This is a genomic window from Paenibacillus sp. Dod16 (assembly GCF_049893405.1).
GTDB lineage: Bacteria > Bacillota > Bacilli > Paenibacillales > Paenibacillaceae > Paenibacillus_AQ.
Window position 1 is genome coordinate 1 of the sequence record NZ_JBNDYG010000036.1, and the last position, 19,161, is coordinate 19,161.

Sequence of the window (19,161 nt, forward strand, 5' to 3'; positions counted from 1 at the left end):
GCCGGGCCGCGCCTCCAATTTTAATTCCAAGGAGTACCGTTGGTAAGTTTGTCCTTTTTTAGCCATGAAAAAATCCCCTTCGTTAGGCAAGATTAAGTCCATCTTAACAGATGTCTTTTTTCTCTTGTCTACTAAAAGGGGATAATACCATCCGGGGACTGCGGCTTTTCCTCAAGCCAGAGTTGTGTGCCATCACTCATCTATGGCAGGAACGATCACTACGCCAGCTCCAACACAACCATTTGGTGATTATCCAAATAAGGAACCGTGTAGTTAATCTCGTCTTGATTGTTGACAGTATAAGGAAGTTCCTCCATCGAAGGAGCTAAATAGACCCGTTTAACCGAGGCCTGGGACGGGAGACGCAAGCCGACGGAAACATCCCGCAGCGGAACGATGTCTTCAATGACTTCAACACGCCCCTTCAACACAGGGGTGGCATACAGCAGGTGATTTATGTAGCGTTTCTCGCCCTGCTGATACTGAAGCGTCGCAATGCCTCGTGCCGGCAAATCGCAGCTCAAGGAAGGCTGCGGCAGAAGCCGGGCAAGAGCATGCAATACCATCTCTTTCAGAATGAGATGTCCGTTGTCCGCATAGTCGCCGAACACATTCCATGCGATATAGAAACCGCTTGTGCTTTCGATCATGCCGGGTCCGCAGTCCTCCCCCGCGCTTGGCGTGTGCTGATGCGAGCAGAACGTGAACACGTCCCGGTTAAAGTACGGATTCTCCCGGCTGCCAAGCGCACGGCCACCGTTCAGTTCAACCTGCTGTCCCTCGCTGTACATGACAAATGAAGCAGGGAGGAGGGGCCCTGGAGTAAAGTCCGGACGGAAATATGACGGACGGTAAGGGCTGGCGCCTCTCCAGTTCAGTCCAAGATCAAGGGCAAAGGCGCTGCCGTCCGGAACCAAACCTGAGCGACCCGTGGCCAGAAGCTTGCCGCCGCTTGCGGTAAAAGCGCGGATAGCTTCTCCCAATGCCGGCCATACCGGCACATCATCCGGCAAAATCAGCACTTTGTAGAGGCTGAAATCAGCACTGGCATCCACGATGTCGTACAGGTAATGTCCTTCGGTCAGGATGCGTACGGCTCCGGCATCCGCCAGATTGTTCCGGTCTTCCGACTTCCGTGCTTCGGGACAAGCCTCCCAAGCAGCCTCCAGCGACAAGACGGCGATATCCGCCACTGAAGATGTTTCGCTGCACCATGGCTCCTTTGCTTCCACCTCCGCATAGGCGGTGCCGATCAAGGCGTAGGTCGCTTCATCCATGAGGCCGGAAGGGTGAAGCTGATCGCCGATTGAGCACTTGGCGCCGTGGGCGAGACTGAGCGCCGTTTCGAAGCGAAGCGCGTTCGGATGCTTGTAACCGCCGAATTCGCCCCAGGAGGTATGGAATTTGCCCGTCATGCCGAGATAGTCCATGCCAAGCGTCTGTGCATAGCGTGCGGACAGCGGGAAGTGGTCGTACCCCCAGCCTCCGGTCGGCAGCGATTCCAGTTCCAGATGACTGTTGACTTGGGCAAGGTCGCGGCGGCCGCGACGCTGATGACCGCTGTTATGGAAAACCGGTAGACCGGGCTTGATCTCGTCCACCGTTTTCCGAACGCGGCGGGTATAGTTCAGGTAGGTCGCCTCGCCCAGGGCGGCAACGGCTGCTTCATCGCGAGGGTCTTGACCGGTTGATCGCAGGGTGGCTACGCAATGCTGGCACCGGCATTTACGGGTCCCGACGATGTCAAGGAAAATGCCGTCCGCATCATATCTGGAGACTACCTCACGAATTTGCTCAATCAAGATGTCCAGGTAAGGCGTATTAAAGCAAAACTCGTGGTAACCGGGGGTCATGAAATCTTTCACCCAGCGCGTACGATCTTCCGCGTCGCGGATCAGCCATTCGGGATGGCGCCGCGCCAGCTTTTCGTCCAGCCCCGCGGATAAGTACACCGGCGTTTTGACGTCGATTTCGTGGGCGGCAGCAATCATCTCGCCCAGCAGATCGAATGAGAGATGCGGGTGCATTTCATTGGCTTCGCTCGGATGGTATGCCCAGCCGTGATGGCATTTTGAAAACACCGTGATGGAATCGACGTGCCCGGCACGCAGCATGTTCTGGAACTGGGATTTTGAAAAACGGCTTCCGATGTCGGCGATGGCCTCGGATGTATGGAAGTCGAGATGAACCTGACGATAACGCATGCGCAAACAGCCTCCTTAGTCGCTATATGGTAGCGGTTACTTGTGATCAAATGTACCTCTTTTTCATGCGGGCAACCAGTGATAATATAGACTTTAATTAGCACAAAATGAACTTGCGAAAGGAGGGGATGGCCTTGCTGTGCTTAGAATTCGCCATACCGCCGCTGCCGCAGTTCGTAACGGCCGGACATGCCGTATGGAAGCCGGGAGACAGGCATTTCGCTCGTACCTTCGGTGTTTATGACCTGCTTCTGGTCACGAAAGGAACGCTTTACATGAAGGAGGAACAGACGGAGTATGAGGTCGGCGCGGGAAAGCTGCTGGTACTGGAAGCAGGGCTGCCGCATGTAGGGCACCAAGCCTGCTCGGAGCATACGGAGATTTATTGGGTGCATTTCATCCATGGGCATCCGGCCGTTCACATCCGGCGAGAAGATATTCCCTGGTCGAACCTGCTGTCCAAGGGCACGGTCGAAGACGTTGAGCCCTCATCGCAGCAGCGCATGTACTTGCCGAAGTTTGCATCCGTCGAGGTGCAAACCGTGGAGCCGATGCTGCGCGGATTGAACGATACCCACAACAGACTGAACGGGGAGAATGCGCTCCAGCTCCATCTTTTGCTGACCGAGCTGTTTGCCGCCCTGCAGGCAGGCTGCGCTCGGACGTCCGAGCCGGAGCCTTCCGTACGGCTGGCCCAAGCCGCCGCAGCCTATTTAAACGAACATTGGAGGGAGCCGTTTGAACGGGCCTCGCTGGAGGAAAAGCTCCATTTCCAAGCGAGTTATATCGCCAGATGCATGAAGAGGCATATCGGCAAAACGCCCCTGCAGTATGTGCTGCACCTGCGCCTGGAGGAGGCCAAGAAACTGCTTGGCGGCACGGTGCTTGGCATTTCCGAGATCGCGGAACGCGTGGGAATCCGTGATTCCAACTACATGACGCGCCTGTTTACCGCCAAGCTTGGCATGACGCCCGGTGCTTATCGGCAGATGCTTCGGCAGCAGAAGGCCTGCACCCAGGATAAACATCGTCGTTCTGACGATCTCATCGTCCGATAACCGATCCCCGTCCACCTCGGCTTGTATGAGGTCGGAGATGATATCGTCCGCGAGATTGGCTCTTTTTTGGACGATATGAGGATAGAGATAGTTGTAATATTCCTTGGCAGCATGACGTTTCAGTTCTTGAACATCTTCCGAATGGTTTTTGGGCAGGGGAAGGAACAGATCGACCAATGGATGGCCTTTATCAGCGATAAAAACGCAGAGAACATCGTGAAGCGTACTTCGTTGCAGATCGGGATACATGACTATGCGCTGCTTAAATATGACAAGGGCAGGGTGAGCATGACAGATGATGATCTAGACAGATCGATGCCGGAAGACAGATGGACACCTGGTGAGCCGTTGACCGAAGAACTTGTGCGAGAGAATATCGTTCCTGAGCTATCCTCTTATATGCAGCGTAAATTGGATGAGATGCCGAGCTCTATCATCGATTATCAGTTTACGTTTAACGGCAAGTTTCGAGTGCGGGAAGGCGACCTGAACCTTTGTATTCTTACAGATGGGACAAAGAAGAAGCAATTACAAGAACGAATCTCAATCTATATAGCCAATAAGCTAGAAAAAGGAACCTATCCGACCAAACCGTTGGAGACGTTTTTCCTGTCCAGACACATCCTGGACGAGGGGCTGTTTCCAGACGCGGATCCCTACTCGACTGGATCATTGGCGTCTATGGATTAAGCAGGAAACAGGGGAGAGTTACGCTCGCGCGCTCCGGTTTCTGACTCACCTCTTCGGCTTGGGATTCCCGAAAAGCTGCCAAATCAAACTGAAGTCCTCAGGGAAGCAGTGGCTCCCGATTAAAGGCTTGGCTAAGTCGGGAACGCATCGATTCTTTGCCAATGCTGTGGAATATCCCGATCTGTATCCTCTAATGGAGGAGTATGCCAAAACTGCAATGGAGCCGTTTGAATGGTACGCGGATACGGAAGGGGAGAAAAACTGCATGCCGGGAAGCTATGCCGTATTTGGCCTCGGATTGAAGGATAAAACGTATTTCCCGTTGGTGGAAGAATATATGGGTAAAGTCGATGACGAACACCAATCCGTTCAAAACCATTTTACTTTAGCTTTTACTGAGCGGCATGGTGTTAGTGCGGAAACGATTCCAACCTTGGTAAAGTGCATGCTGCACTGCACCGATTGGATGAAACTGAAGATTCAATCGGACATGGAAACCGACGTAAACGTCAAACTGCTGCTCGACCAAGTTCGCGGTCTTCCGTATTACCAGGTGGAGCATATCGTATATTTGGTCTGGGGCGGAATGGGCAAGCTCAAGAAGATAGCCGCCAAAGCCGAAGGGGAAACCTCCATAGATGTGGAGGTTATTTGGGTTGGTCGGAAAAAGTATATCACGAAAAGAACTCATCCAAGCTGAAATGCTTGACAAACATTAGCTGGTTTTTTTCTTGGTTTTAGGATTAGAAGTCATATCCAACCGCATTTTTCACATAAAATGTACAAGCTTGGTATTCGTAGGCGGGAGTGAATGCGATTGAACGTGAATTTATTAATTAGCTACATTATTCTGGGATTAACATTGGCTGCTCCGATCGGGCCCGTGAACTCGGCCAGGCTTGATAAAGGCATTAAGAACGGCTTTTGGCATGCTTGGGTAGTCGGAGCTGGATCCATGCTGGCAGACGCAGCTTTTATGTTGCTCATTTATCTAGGTCTCGTTCAATTCCTTAATATTCCGATCGTTCAGATCTTTTTGTGGCTCTTTGGCGGATTCGTGTTAATTTACAGCGGGGTTGAAAGCATAACGAAAGTGAATAAATTGAAAATCAGCTCGGCGGCAAGAAAAAAGGATTCGCTGTTAAGCTGTTTTCTGCTCGGTTTTTTCATGTCCATCACGAGTCCTTTATCAATCCTGTTTTGGCTGGGGATTTATGGCTCCATCCTGGCCAAGACTGCCTCAGCGTTCGGGACGAGCCATTTGCTGTTGTATAGCAGCATGATCTTTTTGGGCTTAACCCTTTGGGATCTATGCGTTGCCGGTCTAACAACAGGCCTTCGTCGCTTCCTCAACGAGAACATGCTGACTGCGATTTCGGTCATATCGGGAGTATCACTGATCGGTTTCGGTGTGTACTTTGGTATTCAGGGCATTCTTGCGTTAACAGGATAACCAAGTGGTCATCTGCCCAATTCCGTTCAATATACATGGGACAAAGCGACAGTATTGGAGGGTAAACATAAACTGTTCTCAGACAATTAGGCAGAAGTTTACACATTTCAATACGTTGTGAAGGGGCGAAAAACGACTTGCTAAGATCTATCGTGATTCCTGAGCGTTACCAATCCAGTCTAGACAGAATGGAAACGGCTATCGCCATACAAAAAACCAAATCGTATTTTAAGATCGGGCTTGAGAAGGCACTCCGCTTAACCGAAGTCTCCTCACCCGTTATGGTAAAAGAGGGCACAGGCATTAACGACAATTTGAACGGCACGGAACGGACCGTATCTTTTGATGTGATGGATATGAAGGAAGGCCGTGTCGAAATTGTGCAATCCCTTGCAAAGTGGAAATGGTCGGCCCTTACCCAATACGGCTTTAAGAATGGGGAAGGTTTATACACCGATATGAAAGCCGTCAGGCGGGATGAAAACATGGATAATCTGCATTCCATATTCGTCGATCAGTGGGATTGGGAAAAAGTGATATGCGAAGACATGCGTACTCTCGCCACCTTAGAACATGAAGTTGTAAGGATATATGATGTGATCAAATCCACGGAAGAGTACCTTTATGAACTTCATCCTTTCTTGAAGCCGATCCTCCCGGAGCGGATTTTTTTCATCACGACGCAGGAGTTGGAAGATCGTTTTCCTAGTTTAACGCCGAAGGAAAGGGAAAATGAAATTGTCAGGATACATGGCGCCGTATTCATTATGCAGATAGGCGGAACGATGAAGTCCGGTCAGGTGCATGACGGCCGCTCGCCGGATTATGATGACTGGACGTTAAACGGGGATATTGTTTTGTGGTATCCGGTATTGAATTGTGCGGTGGAGATCTCATCCATGGGGATCCGGGTTGATGCTCAATCGCTGTGTCAACAGCTTCTGGCAAGCAGCAGAATGGAACGTTTGAGCCTTGACTTCCACCAAGCCGTCGTAAAAGGAGAGCTGCCGCCAACCATCGGGGGAGGCATCGGACAATCAAGGCTGTGCATGTTCCTTCTAAGAAAAGCCCACATCGGCGAAGTACAGGTATCCGTTTGGAATGAGAAAACCCTGAAAGAATGCGAAGAGGGGAACATCCCGCTCCTATAAGAAGCAAAAAGAAAGGATATCTTACAATGAAGATATCCTTTCTTTATTCATTGGGGATGGTGTTGGTCTGCATCTTATTCCATATCTTGACCATAATTAGCGTCACGATGGCCACAAGTGCAGCCAAGATCAAACTGACAAAAAAACCGGGCCGAATGCTCTTCTCCATGATGGTTCCGGTTACGGCACCGAGCAGGAGGATGATGCCGAATCCACCCAGAATCACATCCCACATTCTGACCTTTAGAATTTTGTAAGCCGAAATGATAATGAACGACCAATTATACATCTGCAATATGCCGGCGGCCGTTGTAATGTATTCGTATATTTTTCCGGGCAATAGGAGTGCCGTAACGATTGAAGCCGATAAACCGATCGCGGCGAGCACCAAGGAAGGGAGCGGCAGCTTCCGGAACTTTTCCAGCTTCTTCGTAAAAATACTCGGTGCATCGCCGTCTTTAGCCATCGTCACAAGCAAATTCACTACGGCAAACAATGAAGCGCTCATCGTCGAGAATCCGGCCATAATGATCGCTCCATTGTATAAATGGGGAAAGAAAGTTAGCGGATAGCTGGATAGCGCTGTAACGAACGGGCTTTCTTTCTCACTCAAGAGTTTGTAGGAAACCATGAAGACAGCAAGCCCGATGGATATCATGTAAATCACGGTCAGTCCGATGAGCATGACTTTTCCTGACTTGGGAGCATCCTTTTTGTTTTTGAGCTGCATGGACATCAAACCAATGGTTTCGACACCCCCATAGGCATAGAAAGCATATAAGAGCGAGGACCAGAATGCGCCGGGTCTACCATCGCTGCCCCCGCGAATCCAGCCCATAAGCGCTGCAGTTGAGAGAAGAATAAACATGAGAATCGCCGCTGTTTTTATGACGGCCAATACATTTTCCACCTTATCGAAGCCTTTCGTACCCAGCAGAACGACGGCAATCGATAATACGGCATAGATGGCAGCAAATATCCATAGCGGAATATCAGGGAACCAAAACTTGGTCAGGATGGACAGAGCCGTCAGCTGACTGCCCATGATTAGAATTTTCGTGCTCCAGTAATTCCATGCGCTTCCAAAACGTGCCCACCGCCCAAACGCTTTTCCCGCATAATAACAAAAGGATCCCTCTTGAGGATCCGCCGTCGTCATTTTGGCCAAAAAATGAAAGACGATATAGGTTCCTATAGCAGCGATAAGGAATGATAAAACCATGGAAGGTCCCGTCAGCTTAATGCCAATGCCGGAACCTAGAAAATACCCCGTACCAATCGTACAGCCGATGCCAAGCAGTGAGAGCTGCCACCACTTTAAGCTGCCTTTGCTGCTCTTTTGACCCGATGATGCGGAATCGTTCGGTCCTGCACACCCAGGTGAATCCATAGCACATACCTCCTCTATGGTTAAGTTGTTCATGTACCGAGCGGAGTATGCATCTGGTTTGAGCAGATTAACCATTATTGGAATAATTATTATGTAAGTCCCCATAATAGCAATAGATCGGTGGGGAGTGAGTGTTATGTTAAGTCGATTATTGATAAAAGCGCTGAAACGAAGCATACCAAAGAACAGAACAAAGAAAACAACGGATACACCACATCCGATAAACACGTCACTTCAAGTCTCCATTCAAATATTGGAGCAGAAACTGGGGAATAGCTCTGATTTTATCGTCAGAAAAGTACCGGGTCGCGACGGTATACCGGAAATTGCGGTGTGCTACATAGAGGGACTTGTTGATATGGATCAGCTTAACGGCATCATGGAGGCTTGGTTAACCGTTACAGTGGATACTGCTGGAACGCCTGATATGGATGCCTTGCTGAAAAAAGTACTGCCAGCAAGGCAGGTAAGTCAGCTGCAATCCGTTAATGCCTTAATCCCGGCGGTATTAGAAGGTAAAGCCGTTATCTTAATCGATGGCTTGGATGTCGCTTATTCAGCATCTGTTGCAGGTCTGGAGAAGCGATCGATAGTTGAGCCGAGTTCACAGACGGTGATTCGAGGACCTAAAGATGGCTTCACTGAAGATATTTCGACGAATCTATCCCTTATCCGAAGAAGGCTTCGAACACCGGATTTGCGGATTCAAACGATGGTAATCGGCAAATATACCAATACCAGAGTGACGATAGCTCATATTGAGGGTATTGCGGATCCGCAGGTTGTATCAGAGATTATGTCGCGGTTACATTCCATTGATACGGACAGCGTGCTGGAAAGCGGATATATTGAAGAATTTATTCAGGACGCTTCCGTGACATCTTTTCCAACGATGATTAACACAGAACGCCCTGACGCAGTGGCTGGAAGCCTTCTGGAAGGACAAGTTGCCATTTTGATTGATGGTTCACCTTTCGTACTGATAGCCCCTGTTACTTTTTTTAAGTTCCTCCATTCTAGTGAAGACTACTATCAACGGTATGATTTGACCACATTTTTGCGGGCCATTCGTTTTGTTTCTCTTGTGGTATCCCTGCTGCTTCCCTCATTATATATTGCCTTCTCGACGTTTAATCAGGAGATGATTCCGACTCCACTTCTCATTAGTTTGGCAGCGCAAAGGGAAGGCACTCCGCTGCCTGCGCTGGTTGAAGCCTTTATGATGGAATTAACGTTCGAGATCATTCGTGAAGCTGGGGTTCGGATGCCAAGGGTCATTGGTCCCGCCATTTCGATTGTGGGGGCGCTCGTATTGGGACAGGCTGCCGTTCAGGCGGGCCTTGTGTCCGGTGCGATGGTGATCGTAGTTTCCTTTACGGCTATTGCGAATTTTGCGATCCCGGCTTTTAGCATGGCAGCAGCCATTCGTTTAATTCGTTTTGTCCTGATGCTGCTCGCAGGTACGCTTGGTTTGTTCGGTATTCTGGCAGGCATCGTGCCTCTTTATGTTCATTTGGTATCCCTGACTTCGTTTGGGGTTCCATATCTGTCGCCTATGACACCGCTTCGCTTCTCTGAATTGAAGGATCTGTTCGTCCGTCTACCATGGCCATTGCTCAAGACCAGACCTAAGGAGATCAGTCAACGTAATCTAGTCAGGCAGAACGAGAATCTACGCTCTAAGGATACGAGAAAGGATCAGACGAGGTGACTTTAATTAACTAGAGGTGAAATATGCGCAATTTCGCTCACATAACACTTTTGCTGGTCATGATGTTTTCAATGACAGGCTGCTGGAATCAAACCGAGTTAAACGAGATCGGCCTCATCTCAGCGATCGGTATAGACCGGTCAGGGGATCGGTGGATCGTTTCATATCAATTAATTAACCCATCGGCGATTTCATCCGGTGCTGGCGGTGCTGGCAAGGCTGGAGGCTCAGAGGCTCCAATCCATGTGTTCTCCTCAACGGGCCCAACGCTTCGGGAAGCGATTGATGTTAGTTATACGGAATCAGCCAGACGTCTATATTTTCCGCATACGGATATTCTTGTGCTTGGTCAGCAGGCAACGGAAAAGGGGATTAGCGAAATCATGGATTTCTATTGGAGAAACACCTATATGCGTGAGACCGTCAATGTCCTCGTTACGAACGGGCAGGCAAGTGAGCTGCTAAAGCAACTTGTACCGACTGAACGATTACCGGGTGCAGCTATCGCTAATATCTTGGACAAAACGGATCAATTTAATGGCAATTACCCCTCAACGAAAATGTATGAGCTGGCTATTAGTTTGGATTCGGAGTCACAAGCAGCCGGTGTTCCCCAGATTGAATTAGTGGGTGGGCCGGAGGCTAAAGTGGATTCCGTGGATCAATTACATAAAACTTCAACCCGCGGAAAGCTGAAAATTACGGGATTATCCGTATTTGATAAAGACCGGAGAATCGGAACGTTAACGCGGAGTGAAAGCTTCGGAATATCCTGGTTAACTGATAAAGTGAGCATCAGTACGTTATCCATTCCTTGTCCAGAATCGAATACAGAAAGAGAACAATTCTCATTCCAATCGGCCTCTGCAAAAACCAAAGTCACACCTCATAAAACGGCAAACGGTTATCAAATGAGCGTTTCTGTTAAAGTCAAAGGTACAATATCGGAGTCTCATTGTCACGGTAACTTAACCAGCTTGCCTACACTTCATGCGGCGCAGAGGGAAATTGAGAAGGTAATCAAGGACTATATCGAACAGGGATGGGAAGCCGCCAAAAGACTTAAAGTCGATTTGCCACATTTTGCCGACAAGATCCATCGTAAATATCCGAAGGATTGGCAGAAGTTAAAGGACCGTTGGGAAGAAGAGGAGATGCAATCTCTCCAACTTGTACTAGAGGTGGATGCTACGATCAGTCAAACCGGAATGTCACAAACGTCTTTCAGAGAGACGGGAGCTCTTAGTAGGCCTTTGCTCTTTTCATTGGTAAGGGCACAGAAAGGGAAAGCTGGATATGAACCAATCCATTCGAGTTACCGAGTTAGTATGTTATCTAGCTCTTTTTGAGGTTGGAAGCACAACCTTGTTTTTCTTGGGAGCTGAAGCCAAGCGGGATGCTTGGCTAGCCATGGCCCTAGCCGCCTGCGCTGGACTGCTCCTACTCTGTATATATCTGATGATACACCGCACAGATCCTGATCTTGATTTGTATGATTTATGCAAACGATATTTCGGTAAAATCATCGGTTATGTAGTAAGTTTTGCCTTTGCCGCTTATTTCACTTATGAAGCCTCTCGTAATCTAAGGGATTTAGGTGAACTTACGGTGTTGACTTTGTTAAACCGGACACCGCTGGCATTTATCATGCTGATCTCCATTCTCGTCATTACAAGTACGGTGATGTATGGGCCTCGTGTTGTCTTTTTGGTCAGCGCTGGCCTGCTGCCCATCGTAATATTGAGTTATCTCACCATATATTCACTGCTGCTAACGACAGGACTTATTAAAACGGAGATGATGCTGCCGGTTTTAGAGAATGGTTTTAAACCAGTATTCTCTGCAGCCATACCGGAGCTGGTGTCATTTCCGTTTGGACAAACGCTCTTGTTCCTGGTGTTTTTTCCTTTGGTGCATAAGAAGGGGAGGTTGCGGAGAGGCGTGATAATCACTTATATCATTACGGCGATTTGTTTAATATTGATCAACCAAGTCAATATTTTGGTCTTAGGGCCGACACTTGCTGCCAGTAGTACGCTTCCTTTGCTGCAGGTGGTTCAGCTGATCGAAATTGCAGATGTCTTTGAGCGCATCGACGTTTTATTCGTTCTTATACTATTTCTGGGACTGGGCGCGAAAATGACTGCTTTTTCTATGGGTGCCGTAATCGGCCTCACTAAACTCACAGGAATCCCCTACAAGATAAGTACTATTTTCTTAGGGGTATGTTTATATATGCTGGCATTCTTGTCCCCCAATTACCCCCATCATATATGGCTTGGGATTAAGTTTGTCGTGACATATGTAACACCCATCTTCCAGGTGGCGCTGCCTTTGATGCTTCTCCTTACGATATGGATCAGACAAAAGATGGAAAAACAACATCAATGAAAGTTTCAGCACCAACAAAACTTGTGTTCGCTAAAAATACCCTGAATACTTTCGGCTTGTTTAATTAACAATAAACCTGAACTGCAGAAAAGAAGCCGTTATCCAGCTACCACCTTGTTGAAATTACTTGATTGACATGTAAGCAAACCATATTAGGAGGTACGAGAATGCAATTCGAACAACCACAAAATCATCAAAACATGGAGACCGGTATGATTCCTCCACAATTGAACCACGGCGGTCATGAGATGTTTGATGTCCACGAAGTATTGGCAGGGGCTATCAATGCCATGAACACGTATACCATGCTGAGCGGACATGTGCAGGATCCGGAGCTTCGGGATATCCTGCAGCGCCAGAAGCAATTTATGGCTGATGAGTATAACATCACCTTGGAGTGTTTTAAATCAGGACAAGATCCTTCAAAGCCGACGCAAAGCTATAAAATGAAGCAGGGCAATGACTTTATTTACGGCATGAAACCAGGCCAGCCGAAAAAACCGATGCAGTCCACAGCCGAGATCAACGATGAAACCATCGCGCTCAGCATGTTGAATGCAGTGAAATCGGGTGCTACAATGAAAACCAATGCAGCCATGGAATCCACGAATCCGGTCGTACGCCGCGTGCTTGCCGATTCCCTTCCTAACTGCATCGAAATGGCTTATGAAATTTCGCTATATCAGAATAAGCATGGATACTACCAAGTACCGCAGCTGCCTCAGCAAGATATGCAGTACATGCAGAATAGCTACGGCACAGCCCCAATGCCTGGCAATATGGCCCCTCACTAATAACCAAAGCGCTTTGTCCGTATGGACAGGGCGTTTTTTTTTTATTTCTTCTAAAAGGAAAGGCAATACATAACCTCAGCGACTGGATAATAATTGAGAATGATTATCATCCAGACTATAATAGGATAAAACAATGTTACAGTCTGAAGGGGTGACCGTCAGCATGGAAGAGACGCAATATTCGCTGTTTGGAGTTCGCTATATTAAGCTTGGTCATACCGAAGAGGCTGCCGGCGGATTCATGGAAACACATACCATGTTATTGGTAAGTAAAGGTTCAGGTGATTTGTATATGAATGGAGTTAGGCATCGATTGAAAGCGAAGGCGATCTGTTATTGTCCGCCGGGGACGATTGCCGACATACGCCGGACTCCAAACTCGTCGGTTCCGCTCGAGCTTTATGAATTGCAATACGATGTATGGGAGTTCAAGGAGCGGACACCAAGCCGAATCGTATACGGCAAGCGAATCTCTGCACTGATGGGCACCGGCAAGCTTCCCGTCGCCGCTACACACGAGGCTCTAGTTCTGGTTCAAGAACTATACCAATTCAAGCAATTTCACGGAGTCAGCAGCGGGAGACTTGCAACAAACCTTCGCATAGATGCGGTATTTAAACAACTGTTGGGTACGCTGCTGCAGTCAACCGATGATGAGGAGCGGGAAGAGGATTGGCTGGAGCGCATGAGACTTGCGGTGGATTATATGGAGAAGCATTTCGCCGAGGCGATAACGCGAAACGACATGGCGAAGAGGGTAGGATTAACGCCGGAACACTTCTCTGTATCGTTCAAAAGAGCAACGGGATCCGGCTTCACGGAGTATCTGACGCGGCTTCGCCTGGAGAAAGCCAGGGAGGAATTGCTTAGCGGCGACGATCGTAATCTCGATCGAATCGCGCGGGAAATCGGCTACCAGGACGGTTTATATTTAAGCCGGAAATTCAAGCAGTATTTCGGTTACTCTCCTCGCGATTATATCCAGCGTCCGAAGCGTATTGTGGCCCTGCAATATGTGGGTCATCTGCTGGCGCTTGGACTTACGCCCGCAGGAACTTCGACCAATCTGCTGCGTGCCCGCCCTTATGTCGGAAAGCTGGGGAATGCAGCGGACGTAGGAGATGCTCGATCGTTCCAGACGATATCATCGTTGCAGCCCGATCTGATCATCACGTGCGGACCGAACAGCGAGCCCTTATCCCAGCTTGCTCCAACCATTTCACTTCCTTGGGGACAGGAAGACCCGCTCGACGAACTGTTACGATTAGGCAGAGCACTCAATCGTGAACGCGAAGCGATGAACTGGATGGATGGGTTTCGAGCGAAGGAGGAGCAAGCTGCTGCTCAAGTAGCTAAACTAATCGATTCACATGCTACGGCTGCGGTGTATGAGTTTTGGGCGGATCGGCTGTGGGCGGTTAATATGGCGTATGGCAGAGGCCTGCGCAATTTATACCAGACGTTCCCGTTTCGGCCACCAGGGCCGCTTGCAGAACACGTATTAGGTGAGGGAGTCGGCTTGGAGTTAACGCCGGACATGCTGGCATCGTATGCCGCAGATTATATGTTTGTAACCATCTGGGAAGGTGGTGGAGGTGCAGGCTATGCAGAACGTGTCATGAACAGCAAAGAATGGAGAAGCTTGCCTGCCGTTCAAAACGGGAATGTGTTCTTCCTCGATCTGGAGTTATTTAAATATAATGATCCGCTTGCTTTAGAGCAGCAATTGTCCATACTCACCGAGCTTCTAACAAATGTCCATAGAACCGCTTACGGAACGCAATAGACTCGTGCAACCCTTGCCGTTAACATGTTAATAATGATAATCATTATCAATTTGATGGAGGGTTCAAAGATGTGGTTGCTTAAAGGATTGATGCTGTCTCTGATCGGAAGTATGGTCATTGTGCTGGGCGCCTGTGGAGACACACAGCAGCAAAGTGATATTGTTAAGGCCAATGGCGACCCGCAAACAGAGGCAACACGTAAATATGAAACGGTCATGGGCGCAATCGAGATTCCGAAGGAGCCGAAGCGAATTGTCGCGACGCAATATCTTGGCCATCTGCTAACCTTGGGCGTTAAGCCAGTCGGCGCCGGTACGGCCAGCCTGAATCAATATTTTTTGCAGGATCTGACCGATGGCATCGAGGATATCGGTGACGATCAGGCGGCGCTTGAGAAAATCGTATCCCTTGATCCCGATCTCATTATTAGACCTTCCGATAAGAACTATGAGCAATTCGCCAAAATCGCACCGACGATTGTTATTCCCTGGGGAGCAAAAGATCTGTATGCCGAGCTGCGTGAATTCGGAGAATTCCTCGGGAAATCGGAGGAAGCGGAGGAAGCGATTCGGCACTATGAGGAGAAGCTTGCAGAGGCCAAGGCGAAGCTGGACGGAGTCGTGAAGGAAGGAGAAACGGTTGGCGTCTATGAGATTTGGGCGAAAAACTTCTGGGTCGTAGGTGAGAGCTTTGGGCGCGGTACCCGCAATCTGTATTCGGGTCTCGGCTATCAGCCGCCAGAAGCCGTGAAAGAGCAGATCGTAAACGGAGGAGCCGGTCTGGACATTTCCCTGGAATCGCTGCCGGAGATGGCCGCGGATTATATGTTCGTGACGGTCTACGATGCGGACGGAGGCGGGGATCGTGCCAAGGAGATTATGGAGAGTGCCATCTGGAAGTCCCTGCCGGCTTACAAAAACAATCGCATCTACACATTGGATATCAATCAGTTCTCGGCAGGCGATCTCATCTCGCTGGAGAAGCAATTGGAGATCCAGACGAAGCTGCTGCTTGGCAACGGGAAGTAGCTGCATAGTTACAAGGTGTCCATTTGATATTCATACTTATTCATTTGCGAAAGGTTCTCGGAAATGCCGGCCGGATGCAGTCGATAAAGTCTCGGAGGATAAGGAATAGATAAGCTTGAGAAGTCGCGATTCTTGCGGCTTTTTTTAGCGGTAAAAAAGGACTTATCTCTAGCATGATCCTAAGTTTATACTTGGTTTCTTGGAGTTTGGGAATTGTGGAGGATCTTCTCACTTTGTTAACAACTTTAAATCGTTTATAATGATTAGATAATAGTAGGTATTTTAATCTATCAATATTTATAATAGACTATAATATGGTGATAATTGACACAGAAAAGGTGTGTTTTCAGAGGACGCCTTGCTTTTTAATGACATTTTTAGCGGGGATGTCTATTCTTTTTTCAAATATATGGGATAAGGAAGGTTTATAATGAGCAACATGGAGAAAAAAACAGACGTAATCTTAATCGGTGCCGGCGTCATGAGCGCAACATTGGGAGCCTTACTGAAAGAATTAGTACCTGAGTGGGAGATCAAAGTGTTTGAGAAACTCGCAAGCGCGGGGGAAGAAAGCTCCAATGAATGGAATAATGCGGGGACCGGCCATTCCGCATTGTGCGAGCTTAACTATACGTCCGAAAAACCTGACGGATCTATAGACATCAGCAAAGCGATCAATATTAACGAACAGTTTCAGGTTTCAAGACAGTTCTGGTCTTATCTGGTAAGCAGCAATCTGATTCGCAATCCGCAGGACTTTATCATGCCTATTCCGCATATGAGTTTAGTGCAAGGCGAAAAAGACGTGGCTTTTTTGAAAAAACGTTTTGAAGCGCTGTCAAACAACCCGCTCTTTCAAGGAATGGAATATTCCGAGGATCCGGATCAGCTGAAGGAATGGATTCCGCTTATTATGGAAGGGCGTACATCGAATGAGCCGTTAGCGGCAACCAAAATCGACTCCGGGACGGACATTAACTTTGGCGCTTTAACGCGCATGCTGTTTGACCACTTGAAGAGCAAAGCCGTCGAAATAAACTACAAGCATAGCGTCAAGGATATTAAACGTACACAAGATGGTTCGTGGAAAGTGAAAGTCCATAATATCGAACACGGTAAAACCGAATATCATACGGCGAAGTTCATCTTTATCGGCGGCGGAGGCGGAAGTCTGCATTTATTGCAAAAAACCGGTATCCCCGAGTCCAAACATATTGGAGGATTCCCGGTAAGCGGATTATTCATGGTATGCAAGAACCCGGAAGTGGTAGCGCAGCATCATGCCAAAGTATACGGAAAAGCCAAGGTTGGCGCTCCGCCGATGTCGGTTCCCCACTTGGACACAAGATATATTGACAACCAAAAGGCATTGCTCTTCGGTCCGTTTGCCGGCTTCTCGCCGAAGTTCTTAAAAACCGGGTCGAATCTTGATTTGATCACATCCGTCAAACCGAACAATCTGTTCACCATGCTGGCGGCTGGCGTAAAAGAAATGGCATTGACCCGATACCTAATCCAGCAAGTGGTGCTATCGAATGAAAAGCGCATGGAAGAATTACGCGAGTTTATTCCGAACGCCAAAAGCGAGGATTGGGAAATCGTCGTGGCGGGCCAACGTGTGCAGGTGATTAAGGATACACCGAAGGGTAAAGGAACGCTTCAATTTGGTACTGAAGTGGTTAGTGCCGCGGATGGCTCGGTCGCTGCCTTGCTCGGTGCTTCCCCAGGCGCTTCGACAGCTGTTCACGTTATGCTCGAGGTATTAGAGAAGTGCTTCCCGCAGCATATGGAAGAATGGGAGCCGAAAATTAAGGAAATGATTCCTTCATACGGCATGTCTCTTACGAAAAACCCGGCCTTATTTGAGGAAATTCAAGAATCCACTGCGCAAGCGCTAGGTCTAAGCTTAAAAGTACTGGTGCATAGCTAATAGTAGACAGGTAGAAAGCGGCAATTAAAAGAAACATCGCGCTTTTTCTGGATAACGCATTAATAAGGAACATCCCCTATACGTTATCGGCCATATGGCCAAAGATCTAAGCGGTTCATCCATTGAACCGCTTTTTTACGTTATTTAACAGCCGAGTATCACAGATATCAATATTTCGGATATTATTGAAAGTTTGCAGGATATTATGAATGGGCCAAGCCTCTTATAATGAAATCAAGAAATGATAACACTTACATAACGATCATAGGAGGCTTACCCATGAAAATTACCCGGCATCCGGAGAATCCGATCGTAGTGCCTGGACTTTACGAGTGGAGAAAGGTGACGGTATTCAATCCGGCCGTCATTATCGATAACGGAAAATTCTATATGATAGAACGGACGGCAGGCTCGCTGACTCCCTGCAAAAACTACCTGGGTCTTCTGGAGAGTGCGGACGGGGTGCATTTCACTCATGTGCTGGACGAGCCTGTCGTAACGCCGGACCAGCTGGGATTCCCCTACGGCAGCATCCAGGACCCGCGGATCGTCAAGATCGACGATACCTTTTATTTGAACTATGCCTTACGGCCATGTGCCATGAATTATTACCCGACGGGAGCCGGCATCCCCGAACGCTCGATTCCCGAGTATCCGGACGGTTGGGGCGAAGAGGAAGGCCACTGGCTGACGCGTTCCGGGATATTGACTTCCAAGGATCTCATTCACTGGGAGTACCTGTGCGATACAACGCCGCTGGATATCAATGATCGCGACAACATTCTGTTTCCGGAGAAAATCAACGGCAAGTATGTGCTGCTTCGCAGACCGGAAGAATACGTAGGGGAGGAATACGGAACCGAAAAAGCAGCCATGTGGATCAGCTACTCCGAAGACTTGGTGCATTGGGACGAGCCCAAGCTGCTGGCAAAGGCCGAGAACAACGATTGGGAGTTTAAAAAAATCGGCGGCTCTACGCCTCCGGTGCGGACAGATAAAGGATGGCTGGTGCTCTATCACGGCGTGGACCAAGATACGGTGTATCGTGTAGGGGCCTTGCTGCTGGATTTGGAAAATCCGGAAAAAATCATCGCGAGAACCCGCCGCTTCATTATGGAGCCGGAGACGTATTATGAGAAGTTCGGCTATCAGATTCCGAATGTCGTATTCCCGACAGGCAATGTGGTCAAGGACGGGCTCCTCTATATCTATTATGGCGTGACGGATACGGCGATTGCGCTCGCTACGGTTCCTCTGGATGACTTGGTTGATTATATTTTGAACGAACCGCAATAACGAGAGGAGTGAGGGCGTGGCAGAGTGGTTGGTTTCTCTGTCGCGCTTCCTCTAGAACCAATTTGTAAGCGATACCATTCATTTGAAAATTTGTGAAGTTTATGTTACTAAAATTAACGTTAGAAATGAAAATATGCTTTTATAAGTTATCGCTATTTAAAATGACTTAAAAAAATTAGATGAAATCGTTTTTTTAATGGATATTGGGATCGAGAACCCGATTGTATAATTAATATATCTTATATTGTTAAATATAAGAACATGATATGTAATATATA

Annotated in this window: 15 protein-coding genes; 13 read left to right on the forward strand and 2 right to left on the reverse strand. The window is 48.3% G+C overall.

Going from position 1 to position 19,161, the window contains the following annotated elements:
- Positions 1 to 218: 218 nt before the first annotated feature.
- On the reverse strand, positions 219 to 2,204 hold the full coding sequence (locus ACPV3A_RS24465; protein ID WP_426201774.1) for an alpha-amylase family protein: 1,986 nt from the start codon (positions 2,202 to 2,204) through the stop codon (positions 219 to 221).
- Between the two features lie 134 nt (positions 2,205 to 2,338).
- On the opposite strand from ACPV3A_RS24465, the gene ACPV3A_RS24470 reads away from it, so the two are divergent.
- The 5 genes from ACPV3A_RS24470 to asnA all read left to right on the forward strand — a co-directional run bounded on the left by ACPV3A_RS24470 (position 2,339) and on the right by asnA (position 6,556).
- Positions 2,339 to 3,262 (forward strand): AraC family transcriptional regulator, encoded by a 924-nt coding sequence (locus tag ACPV3A_RS24470; RefSeq protein ID WP_426201776.1) that lies wholly within the window; start codon positions 2,339 to 2,341, stop codon positions 3,260 to 3,262.
- Positions 3,263 to 3,337: 75 nt separating this feature from the next.
- Complete coding sequence (locus ACPV3A_RS24475) at positions 3,338 to 3,952, forward strand: DUF6138 family protein (protein ID WP_426201778.1); 615 nt, start codon at positions 3,338 to 3,340, stop codon at positions 3,950 to 3,952.
- Positions 3,953 to 3,992: 40 nt separating this feature from the next.
- A complete protein-coding gene (locus ACPV3A_RS24480) occupies positions 3,993 to 4,652 on the forward strand; it encodes a DUF6138 family protein (protein WP_426201874.1) in 660 nt (219 codons plus the stop codon).
- Positions 4,653 to 4,769: 117 nt separating this feature from the next.
- The gene (locus ACPV3A_RS24485; protein WP_339296415.1) at positions 4,770 to 5,405 is read left to right on the forward strand and encodes a LysE family transporter; all 636 of its coding nucleotides are present in this window, start codon (positions 4,770 to 4,772) and stop codon (positions 5,403 to 5,405) included.
- 188 nt (positions 5,406 to 5,593) lie between these two features.
- Positions 5,594 to 6,556, forward strand: coding sequence for an aspartate--ammonia ligase (asnA, locus tag ACPV3A_RS24490; protein ID WP_426201876.1), 963 nt, complete (start codon positions 5,594 to 5,596; stop codon positions 6,554 to 6,556).
- Positions 6,557 to 6,599: 43 nt separating this feature from the next.
- Here asnA and ACPV3A_RS24495 read toward each other — a convergent pair whose 3' ends face one another.
- Positions 6,600 to 7,946 carry an amino acid permease gene (locus ACPV3A_RS24495; RefSeq protein ID WP_426201780.1) on the reverse strand — a complete coding sequence of 449 codons (1,347 nt, stop codon included), beginning with the start codon at positions 7,944 to 7,946 and terminating at the stop codon, positions 6,600 to 6,602.
- 136 nt (positions 7,947 to 8,082) lie between these two features.
- Here ACPV3A_RS24495 and ACPV3A_RS24500 point away from each other — a divergent pair, with 136 nt between their 5' ends.
- From ACPV3A_RS24500 to ACPV3A_RS24535, 8 genes are all read left to right on the forward strand, one after another.
- Positions 8,083 to 9,657, forward strand: coding sequence for a spore germination protein (locus ACPV3A_RS24500; protein WP_426201782.1), 1,575 nt, complete (start codon positions 8,083 to 8,085; stop codon positions 9,655 to 9,657).
- Between the two features lie 23 nt (positions 9,658 to 9,680).
- On the forward strand, positions 9,681 to 11,006 hold the full coding sequence (locus tag ACPV3A_RS24505) for a Ger(x)C family spore germination protein (RefSeq protein ID WP_426201783.1): 1,326 nt from the start codon (positions 9,681 to 9,683) through the stop codon (positions 11,004 to 11,006).
- The gene (locus ACPV3A_RS24510; protein WP_426201785.1) at positions 10,954 to 12,048 is read left to right on the forward strand and encodes a GerAB/ArcD/ProY family transporter; all 1,095 of its coding nucleotides are present in this window, start codon (positions 10,954 to 10,956) and stop codon (positions 12,046 to 12,048) included. Before ACPV3A_RS24505 ends, ACPV3A_RS24510 begins: the two co-directional genes overlap by 53 nt.
- A 167-nt stretch (positions 12,049 to 12,215) precedes the next feature.
- Positions 12,216 to 12,842: a spore coat protein gene (locus ACPV3A_RS24515; protein WP_194542427.1), complete on the forward strand. Its 627-nt coding sequence runs from the start codon at positions 12,216 to 12,218 to the stop codon at positions 12,840 to 12,842.
- A 133-nt stretch (positions 12,843 to 12,975) separates the two neighbouring features.
- Positions 12,976 to 14,628: a helix-turn-helix domain-containing protein gene (locus ACPV3A_RS24520; protein ID WP_426201788.1), complete on the forward strand. Its 1,653-nt coding sequence runs from the start codon at positions 12,976 to 12,978 to the stop codon at positions 14,626 to 14,628.
- Between the two features lie 69 nt (positions 14,629 to 14,697).
- Positions 14,698 to 15,657: an ABC transporter substrate-binding protein gene (locus ACPV3A_RS24525; RefSeq protein WP_426201790.1), complete on the forward strand. Its 960-nt coding sequence runs from the start codon at positions 14,698 to 14,700 to the stop codon at positions 15,655 to 15,657.
- Between the two features lie 430 nt (positions 15,658 to 16,087).
- Complete coding sequence (locus ACPV3A_RS24530) at positions 16,088 to 17,587, forward strand: malate:quinone oxidoreductase (protein WP_426201792.1); 1,500 nt, start codon at positions 16,088 to 16,090, stop codon at positions 17,585 to 17,587.
- Between the two features lie 279 nt (positions 17,588 to 17,866).
- On the forward strand, positions 17,867 to 18,883 hold the full coding sequence (locus ACPV3A_RS24535) for a glycosidase (protein ID WP_194542431.1): 1,017 nt from the start codon (positions 17,867 to 17,869) through the stop codon (positions 18,881 to 18,883).
- The last annotated feature ends 278 nt before the right edge of the window (positions 18,884 to 19,161 follow it).

What these genes read in the sequence shown, in the direction of transcription:
- ACPV3A_RS24505 (WP_426201783.1), top strand. Translation starts at nt 9,681, where the DNA reads ATGCGCAATTTCGCTCACATAACACTTTTGCTGGTCATGATGTTTTCA.
- ACPV3A_RS24510 (WP_426201785.1), top strand. Translation starts at nt 10,954, where the DNA reads ATGAACCAATCCATTCGAGTTACCGAGTTAGTATGTTATCTAGCTCTT.
- ACPV3A_RS24465 (WP_426201774.1), bottom strand. Translation starts at nt 2,204, where the DNA reads ATGCGTTATCGTCAGGTTCATCTCGACTTCCATACATCCGAGGCCATC.
- asnA (WP_426201876.1), top strand. Translation starts at nt 5,594, where the DNA reads ATGGAAACGGCTATCGCCATACAAAAAACCAAATCGTATTTTAAGATC.
- ACPV3A_RS24520 (WP_426201788.1), top strand. Translation starts at nt 12,976, where the DNA reads ATGTTACAGTCTGAAGGGGTGACCGTCAGCATGGAAGAGACGCAATAT.
- ACPV3A_RS24475 (WP_426201778.1), top strand. Translation starts at nt 3,338, where the DNA reads ATGAGGATAGAGATAGTTGTAATATTCCTTGGCAGCATGACGTTTCAG.
- ACPV3A_RS24530 (WP_426201792.1), top strand. Translation starts at nt 16,088, where the DNA reads ATGAGCAACATGGAGAAAAAAACAGACGTAATCTTAATCGGTGCCGGC.
- ACPV3A_RS24515 (WP_194542427.1), top strand. Translation starts at nt 12,216, where the DNA reads ATGCAATTCGAACAACCACAAAATCATCAAAACATGGAGACCGGTATG.
- ACPV3A_RS24535 (WP_194542431.1), top strand. Translation starts at nt 17,867, where the DNA reads ATGAAAATTACCCGGCATCCGGAGAATCCGATCGTAGTGCCTGGACTT.
- ACPV3A_RS24500 (WP_426201782.1), top strand. Translation starts at nt 8,083, where the DNA reads ATGTTAAGTCGATTATTGATAAAAGCGCTGAAACGAAGCATACCAAAG.
- ACPV3A_RS24495 (WP_426201780.1), bottom strand. Translation starts at nt 7,946, where the DNA reads ATGGATTCACCTGGGTGTGCAGGACCGAACGATTCCGCATCATCGGGT.
- ACPV3A_RS24525 (WP_426201790.1), top strand. Translation starts at nt 14,698, where the DNA reads ATGTGGTTGCTTAAAGGATTGATGCTGTCTCTGATCGGAAGTATGGTC.